Annotated in this window: 7 protein-coding genes and 1 pseudogene; 2 read left to right on the top strand and 6 right to left on the bottom strand. The window is 61.2% G+C overall.

Annotation, left to right across the window (positions count from 1 at the left end; all coding sequences use genetic code 11):
• Window positions 1-122: 122 nt before the first annotated feature.
• The 4 genes from QZ409_RS08485 to QZ409_RS08500 form a co-directional block, all read right to left on the bottom strand.
• The gene (locus QZ409_RS08485; RefSeq protein ID WP_296709361.1) at window positions 123-626 is read right to left on the bottom strand and encodes a hypothetical protein; all 504 of its coding nucleotides are present in this window, start codon (window positions 624-626) and stop codon (window positions 123-125) included.
• Window positions 627-749: 123 nt separating this feature from the next.
• Window positions 750-1,802, bottom strand: coding sequence for an alpha/beta fold hydrolase (locus QZ409_RS08490; protein ID WP_342394831.1), 1,053 nt, complete (start codon window positions 1,800-1,802; stop codon window positions 750-752).
• Between the two features lie 183 nt (window positions 1,803-1,985).
• The gene (locus QZ409_RS08495; RefSeq protein WP_296709364.1) at window positions 1,986-3,005 is read right to left on the bottom strand and encodes a helix-turn-helix transcriptional regulator; all 1,020 of its coding nucleotides are present in this window, start codon (window positions 3,003-3,005) and stop codon (window positions 1,986-1,988) included.
• Between the two features lie 201 nt (window positions 3,006-3,206).
• Window positions 3,207-4,079: a transporter gene (locus QZ409_RS08500; protein WP_296709367.1), complete on the bottom strand. Its 873-nt coding sequence runs from the start codon at window positions 4,077-4,079 to the stop codon at window positions 3,207-3,209.
• 382 nt (window positions 4,080-4,461) lie between these two features.
• Here QZ409_RS08500 and QZ409_RS08505 point away from each other — a divergent pair, with 382 nt between their 5' ends.
• Window positions 4,462-6,090 carry an NAD(P)/FAD-dependent oxidoreductase gene (locus QZ409_RS08505; RefSeq protein WP_296709370.1) on the top strand — a complete coding sequence of 543 codons (1,629 nt, stop codon included), beginning with the start codon at window positions 4,462-4,464 and terminating at the stop codon, window positions 6,088-6,090.
• An 89-nt stretch (window positions 6,091-6,179) separates the two neighbouring features.
• Here QZ409_RS08505 and QZ409_RS08510 read toward each other — a convergent pair whose 3' ends face one another.
• Window positions 6,180-7,292: an AI-2E family transporter gene (locus QZ409_RS08510; RefSeq protein ID WP_296709373.1), complete on the bottom strand. Its 1,113-nt coding sequence runs from the start codon at window positions 7,290-7,292 to the stop codon at window positions 6,180-6,182.
• A gap of 244 nt (window positions 7,293-7,536) precedes the next feature.
• On the opposite strand from QZ409_RS08510, the gene QZ409_RS08515 reads away from it, so the two are divergent.
• Window positions 7,537-7,815: a hypothetical protein gene (locus QZ409_RS08515; protein WP_296709375.1), complete on the top strand. Its 279-nt coding sequence runs from the start codon at window positions 7,537-7,539 to the stop codon at window positions 7,813-7,815.
• 18 nt (window positions 7,816-7,833) lie between these two features.
• On the opposite strand, the pseudogene QZ409_RS08520 reads toward QZ409_RS08515, so the two are convergent.
• Window positions 7,834-8,128, bottom strand: a pseudogene (locus tag QZ409_RS08520) (hypothetical protein); the annotation flags it as partial.

The following is an 8,128-nucleotide window of genomic DNA, read 5'->3' on the forward strand; positions in this document are numbered from 1 at the left end:
CGCCGGATAACGCTCAATAACGCCATGTCTATCACTCCAAAGACCCCCGCTGACGCCAGCCGGGAGAAGTTCAAACATGGGTCAAATCTCAGTGGAAATGCCCGCCCAAAGCGGGTCAGTTCTCAGTGGCAATCAACAGTCTCGACATAGAGCGGGCCTCCAAGCCCCTGCGCCTGCGCTTCGGACGCGATCGCCTGTAGCGCGAAAGTGATGGCCGGATCTTCGAGATGTAGGACATCGGCGAGTGTCACTTCGGCGATAGGACGCTCCATGATCTCGCTTGCGACGTCCAGAACAAGGTCCTGCGAGAAATAGACATGGGTGACGTCGATGGTCTCGCTCCAGAACCAATGCGATTGCTCGGCGCGGGTCAGCAGCGAGATGGCGCCCGGCGCGCAGGTCGCATGAGACCATTGGCCATCGAAACGCCGCTGCATCGGCGTGGCGCCGAGACGGTAGCCGACGATCATGAAATCGCGCATCGCCGGCACGATCACATCCTGGCCAAGATAATGGTAGGCGCGAAGGAAAACGTTCTTCCATCCCAGATCGTCGCTGGCGCACAGCACGTCTCCGGGCACCCAATTGGGCAAGTCTTCCGGCGGCACGAGCGTCCCCACGGTCACGTCCTCCCTATGGCCTTTGTCGTTTTCGACTTTTCAGGCTTATGGCGATGCGGCGGCTTTTGCCCCGTCGCATCGATAGATGGTTCACAAACAAGCCACGGATGTCAAACCGCCCGGCGCCGTTCAGGCCGGAATGGCCAGCAATTCCGCGAGATGCGCGTCGACCTGGCGCACATAGTCGGCGTCGGTTCCGAACAGGCCGAGATGACCGTCGACCGTCTTGAGCACCCGCAATTCGGCGCCGGGAATCAGATCCGCCTCGCGGGCGCAGTCCGCCGGCGGAAAAAACATGTCCGTCAGGATCGGCAGGACGAAGGTTTTGGCCGTGATCCGCTTCAAGGCGGCGGCAAGATCGCCTCCCGTGTGGCGGGAGACGTCGGCGCGCTGCCATTTCCAGGCCATGCACAGCAGGTCGTTCGGGTCCATCGGACCGAAATAGCCGTTCATGAAGCCGTCGATGAAATCCGCGATCGTCTCGAAGCCCAACACCTTGGGGCGCTGTTGAACATAGAATTCCGTACTCCAGCCCATGACCGACCAGAGCTTGGCCTGATTGCGCAGGCCCGCCGCGACATCCGACGACGCGGCATAAGCGCCGCCGTTGTATTTCGGGTCGGACAGCAGCGTGTCGCGCACGGCGTCGGCGAACAGAAAATCGTGATCGGTGGTTTTGGCTGTGCCCGCGATCGGCGCCGCGCGGCGCACCATGTCCGGATAGGCGACCGCCCATTCATAGGTCTGCTGCGCGCCCATCGAGCCGCCGGTCACGAGAGCGAGGCTGGCGAGTCCGAAGGTCTCGGTCAGCAGCTTGTGCTGGGCGCGAACGTCATCGGCGATGCGGACCTTCGGGAAATTGGCCATGCCATTCGGGCCGTCGGTATTATGCGGCGAGGTCGATAGGCCGTTGCCGATCTGGTTGACGATGATGATGAAATATTTGTTGGGATCAAGCGCGCGCCCCTCGCCGACATAGACGTCGCTCATGATCTTCGACGTTCCGGAATACCAGGTGGTGATCAGAATGGCGTTGTCCTTGGCGGCGTTGAGCTTGCCGTAAGTGGCGACCGCCAATTGGCAGTTCTTGATGGTCCCGCCTTCCTCAAGGGCGAAGTCGCCGATGTCATAGAGTTCGTAGGGGCCGTGGTTATCCTGGCTGTAATAGGAATTGACGATCACTCTTTCCTCCCGGTTGTTTTTTGCGACGCGCTTTACCGGCGCCTTGAAACTTTTGGTCCCGCCGGGGATTCGCCGGCGAGCGTGCGGATTGCGAACCGCATCCCGGAATTAATCATGGCGAAACGGGAGGCGCCGCCTCACGGCGGCGGAAAATGTCCCAATTCGGCGGCAATTTGCGCAAGCCTAGCGGTCGCGCGCTCGCCCAAGCGTTTTCGACGGCAGTTCGCCGAAGCGCTGCTGATAGGCGCGGGCGAACATGCCGAAATTCACATAGCCCCAGCAGGAGGCGATCGAAGCGACGGTCTCTCCGGGGCCGGCGGCGAGCAATGCATCGCGCACGCCCTGAAGCCTCTGCTCGCGCAGGAAGGCGCCCGGGGTGGTATTGCGGAAGCGTCGGAAGGCGTCCGACAAGGCCCGGACGCTCACGCCCGCCTCATTCGCGATTTCCGCGATGGTCGGCGCCTTGGCCGCTTCGGCGCGGATGAAATTCTCCGCCCATTTCACATGGCGCGGCGCCGCGCCGCATGGCTCCCGCGTGAGGGAGACCTTGGCCACGCCCGCCCAGTTGCGCAGCAATTCCACGCAGATCGCTTCTTCGAGATGCGCGCCGATTCGTCCGCCGGCGAGCTTTTCCGGCGCTTCGGACAACAGCCGGGCGGCATATTCGAGCAGCGCCATCCAGCTCGAGTCGCCGCCCCCGAACTTCACCATCTCGCGCCACAATCTTTCGTCGGGGGTGGCGTCGAACCAGCTCCGCGCGACCTCCGCGACGACGTCATGCGGAATGGTCAGGTTGATCTGAAGATGCTGGGCGTCGCCTTCGAGCCAGTATTCGGCGCGGCTGCAATCGGCGACGAAGCTCTCGCCGCGCGCGGTGATCGCGCTGTCGTTCGCGCCGACCGAATGCTTGAGATGGCCGCGCAGCGTCGTCAGGACGATGATCTTGCCGTGAGCGGGGTCGAAATTGTCGAGATAGATCGGCACGCCGTAACTGAATCGCGTCACCACGATGCGGTTGATGTTGGTAGCGTACATGATGGATTTCGGCCGCAGGCTCTTCCCGACCGGCGTAACCGTGTAGGGCATGTAGAAGCGATTGGAGAAGTCCTGGACTTCCTCCCAGTCGTTCGAACTCGTCTTGCAATGCTTCGTAATCGGACGCCCATGGGCGTCCAGAAGCAGAGCGCGGTCCAACGCCAGCATCAACCCTCCCCGTGGCGCAGCCTCTGACGTTTTTCGGCGTCATGTTCAGCTTGTCCGCCTGATCGCCCGGACGATTTCGCCTCGTGTTCGACCTTGGCTCGACCAAGTCGGCCAGCGAATTTGATATGCTTGCGCGCCGATGACAAGCTTGTCCGCGGCCGCCTGTGAAAGCGGCCGCGGCCTTGCCGCCGCGCGGGAGTATTAATATTTCGCGGCGATCTGCTGTTGGGGCGGAGCGGCCAGCCAGATCGGGACGATGATATTTGCCCAGATCCGGGTGTCCTTGCCGCCATAATTACGTTCGGCGAGGTCGGTCGTCAGCTTGAGCTGAAGGTTGAGCGGCCCGAAATTATAGCCGACTAGGCCGCCCATCGCGAACTGGCTCTGGCGGGCGTAACCGGCATAGGGGCTGGACAGATCGGCCGAGCCAAAAGCGATCGGGCCGATCTCCCACTTCCCGAATGTCTTGGTCGCGGTGAGGTCGTAATTGAGCCAGGACGGCGCGAAAGAGCCCGGCGTCGTCCCGTTGCGGCCCGTGCCGTAAACGAAGGTCGCGCTCAGGTTCCAGCCGTCGTTGAGATAGGAAAAGGCGACAACCTGCATGAAGGATGCGAAGTTATAGCCCACGCCGATCTGCTCCAGCGGGCCTTCGACCGGCAGATGCGCGCCCTCGTGGACGCCAAGATAGAAGTGATTGCCGAGATCCCATTTCAGGCTCATTTCGACCAGCGGATTGGCCCAACCGGCCTTGTTCAAGCCGACCGGATTGTCGATGCTGACCTGGGCGACCGGGGTCGCGGCGTCGAAGCCGAGCCGGCCGCCGAAAATGGTCCATGGAGTCGACCACACGATCCAGAGTGGAGTGAGAACGCCGACATTGGTGGCGGGGTGGGTGGCGCGCGCGCCCCAATTGGGCAGCGTCAGGTCATACACGCCTTCCGGCAAGGGGGCGCCAATCGCCAGGCCTGTCGTCGTTCCGGGTTGCAATTCCGAACCCGCCCTGGCCGGAACGGCCGCGAGGGCAAGCAGCAATGTGGACGCCAGCGCGGCGGTCAAGGCTCGTCTGATTTTCACTTTTTCCTCCCCTGCCGCCAGCGACGCGTTGCTTGATTATCCCTTCGGCTGAGGCGCCGCGGGCTATCGCGTCATTCAAGGCGGGGCGTCAGTGAATCATCGCCAGCGCCGGCGCGCCGCCCGCGGACGGCGGGCAATGTCCCGAATCGGCGGATTTTTGCGCGCGGGCAAAAACTTGGGCCGGGCTTCGGGCCGGACCGCCGCGCGGGATCGTTCAAAGACCGGATCGTTCAAAGAATCGTTCGGACCGTTCAATACCTTCGCGGGCGCGAAGTCTAATTTTCGAGACGCGGGTCCAATCAATCAAAGCCGAAGCCGCCGCGCGTCCCGCCAGACAGCAAATAACGAAGCGCCACGGCGTTCAGTTGGAGGAATTGCGATTATGAACGAAGTCGTTCGGAATATCGAAGGCGTGACCAGGCTCGACGCGGCGATCATCGGCGCCGGCGTCGCCGGGCTCTACCAACTCTATCAATTGCGCAATATGGGGATGAAGGTTCGCGCCTACGACGCGGCTTCCGACGTCGGAGGCACATGGTACTGGAACCGCTATCCCGGAGCCCGCTTCGATTCCGAAGCCTATATCTATCAATATCTGTTCTCGGAAGAGCTGTACAAAGGCTGGAGCTGGAGCGAGCGCTTTCCCGGTCAGCCGGAAATCGAACGCTGGATGCATTACGTCGCCGACAGCCTCGATCTCCGCAAGGACATCCAGCTCGACACGCGGATCATCAGCGCGCGCTACAATGAAGACACGCGTCGCTGGCTGATCCGCACGGAGGACGGCGAGACGATCGACGCCCAGTTCCTGATCACCTGTTGCGGCATGCTCTCTGCGCCGCTGAGCGAGATCTTCCCCGGCCAGAACAGTTTCAAGGGCCGCATTTTCCACACCGCGCGCTGGCCGCACGAGCCGATCGAACTTGAGGGCAAAAAGGTCGGCGTCATCGGCATCGGCGCCACCGGCATCCAGGTCATCCAGACCATCGCCGACAAGGTTGGGGAACTGACGGTTTTCGTGCGCACGCCGCAATTCGTGCTGCCGATGAAGAACCCGAAATTCAACGAGAGCGACGTCAAGGCCTATAAGGATCGCTTCGCCGAGCTGAAGAAGACGCTGCCCCACACCTTCACCGGCTTCGAATATGATTTCCTCTACACCTGGGCCGCCTTGACGCCCGAGCGCCGGCGCGAGGTGCTGGAGGAAATCCACCACAACGGCTCGCTGAAACTGTGGCTCGCCTCCTTCGCCGAAATGTTCTTCGATGAGGCCGTGAGCGAGGAAATCTCCGAATTCGTGCGCGAAAAGATGCGCGCGCGCCTCAAGGACCCCGAGCTGTGCGACATCCTGATCCCGAAGGATTATGGTTTCGGGACCCATCGCGTGCCGCTCGAAACCAATTATCTCGAAGTCTATCACCGGCCGAATGTGAAGGCCGTCAGCGTGAAGGACAATCCGATCGTCGAGATCGTTCCGGAAGGCGTCAAGACGGCGGATGGCGTCGTTCATGAACTGGACGTGATCATTCTGGCGACCGGCTTCGACGCCGGCACCGGCGCGCTCACCCGCATCGACATTCAGGGCCGCGACGGCCGCTCCCTCAAGCAGGATTGGGGCAAGGACATCCGCACGACCTATGGCATGCAGGTCTATGGCTATCCTAATCTGTTCATGACCGGCGCGCCGCTGGCGCCTTCCGCCGCTCTTTGCAACATGACGACCTGTCTGCAGCAGCAGACGGAATGGATCAGCGACTGCATCCGCTATATTCGCGACAAGGGCGTCGCGGTGATCGAACCCACGGCCGAACTGGAAGAAAGCTGGGTGCGCCACCACGATGAAACCGCGAACGCCACGCTCATCTCGAAGACCAATTCCTGGTACACCGGCTCCAATGTGCCGGGCAAGCCGCGCCGCGTCTTGTCTTACACCGGCGGCGTCGGAACCTATCGCCGGAAATGCGCGGAGGTCGCTGAGAACGGCTATCACGGCTTCGCCTTGACGGAGTGATCTCCCGCGGCACGCGCCCCGCCGCCTAGCGATTGTTCGACAAGGCCGCAAAGGATCGGATGCGCTTTGGCGCATCCGATCTGATCTTGTTATCGCTGTGTCGGAAGCGACGGCTGTGGCGAGTTGGAACCTTCAGAATGTGTCCAGCTTGAAAATAAATCCCATGTAACGGCAAGAATAATAGGTCCAAGAAACAGGCCTGTGACGCCATATGCGATCATGCCTCCGATGACCCCGATGAGGATAACTAAAATCGGCGTCGAGAGGCCACGGGTCATGACGAGCGGCTTGAGGAGATTGTCTATGAAATTGACGGGAACCATGTAGAGCGTGAAGAGCAATGCGTGCAGGGTTTCCATCGACATCCACGCCCACAAGATGGCTGGGAGAATGACCAAAGACGGCCCGATCTGAACGATGCCCAGCAAGAGCGTCGCCGATGTCAGCAGAGTGGCGCCGGGAATGCCCGCGAGCGTAAATCCTATGCCCGCGAGAACCGCCTGCAATGCGGAAATACCGATGACGCCGCGCGAAACGGTCCGGATCGTGGCGCCGGTCATGCTCACGAATTTGTCGCCACGGTCCGGCGAGAGCCGTCGAGCGAGCCTTCTGGTCGCCTCGACCATCGCAGGCGCCGGCGCGAACATAAACCCTGCGATGACAATGGCGACAAACAATCGGAGCGCGCCGGCCCCAGCGTCGGCGGCGACCTGAAGAAGGCCGGCGGCGGTCGATTTCAACTGGGGGGCGATCTTCGCAAAGGCCGCATCCAGATTCGCCGAGGCAAGCGTCCAAAATTGATATGCGGGCTCTCCTATCAAGGGCCAGGTCTGAAGCCGAGCCGGCGGGGGCGGCACCAAAAGACTCTTGGGGTCGAACCATTCCGAAATGAGGCCGAGTGAGTCGATGATTGCGAGGATCAGCCACAGCGCCGGCCCGATGACGATCGCCAAGCAAAAGCAGGTCAGAACGGCGGCCGCAATGCGCCGGCGTCCCCCAAGCCTCACGACGAGCCAATCATAAGCTGGATAAAGCGCAACCGTAAGGATCACGCTCCAGGCGCCGATTGTCAGAAAAGGCTGAATGAGGACGATCGACCAGTAAACGAGAGCGGCTATCGCGCAGAGCCGGATGATCGAGTCGAGCGAATAGGCCTGCGCGCCCCTCGCCTCGGTCATTTTTTGGTTGTCTTGTTCCGGCATGGCTGCCTCGTCCGAAAGCGCCGGTGGGCGTGGCGGCAAATCTATCAAAAATCTGTCGGCTTTCGCCATTGCTACTGAGAATTTGACGGATTTATCGGAGGGCGTTTTCGTGTGCGTGCGTCTTTTCGAGGGCGCGGTATCGGCAGACCTTCCTTTAAATCTTGGCGAACCGGTCGTCGGGTGACAATATCGCTTTCCGGCGCGAAAAGCATCGCAAGTTGTTGTCGCCAGATCGGAGCCGAACATGCAAGCCGCGACATTGCTGCGAAAACTCCGTTTGCAAGAAGCTCTCTCCGAAGCTGAGCTCGAAGACTATCTCAAAAAATTGCGCTCAGACGGCTCGCTCCCGCCTGACGAAATTCCGAAACTGCTTGAGTTGATGACGCATAGGACCGAGCATCTATCAATCGAAGACATCAAGGCGGCGTCGGGCCTTGTCGGCGGGAATAATCCCGCCATGGCAAGCGCGGCGGGGATCGATGAATGCGCAATGCGGGCCATCGTTTCCAAACTGGCAAAATGACCTTCTTGAGGGGTCGTTTCACCCCTTGCCGCCTCCCAGGGCTTTGGCTTTGCTCGCCTTCGGATCCAACAATTGCTCGACCTGCGTGAGCCGGCGCTGGCCTTCTTCGGGCGGCGCGCCGCGCGCGTCCATCATGAGATGCAGCGCCTCCAGCGCCTTGGCGGCCTCCGGGCTTCCGGCAGGCGCGAGTTTGGGCAAGGCGGCGATCGCCCGCTCGGGATCGAGCGCGACGAGTTGCAACTGCTCCCTGAAAATGTCCTTGAAGCGCTGATTGTCGATCCGGTCGCCCGCCTTGTGCGATTCGCGGATGATC

The sequence above is a fragment of the Rhodoblastus sp. genome (genome assembly GCF_019449565.1).
Classification (GTDB): Bacteria; Pseudomonadota; Alphaproteobacteria; order Rhizobiales; family Beijerinckiaceae; genus Rhodoblastus.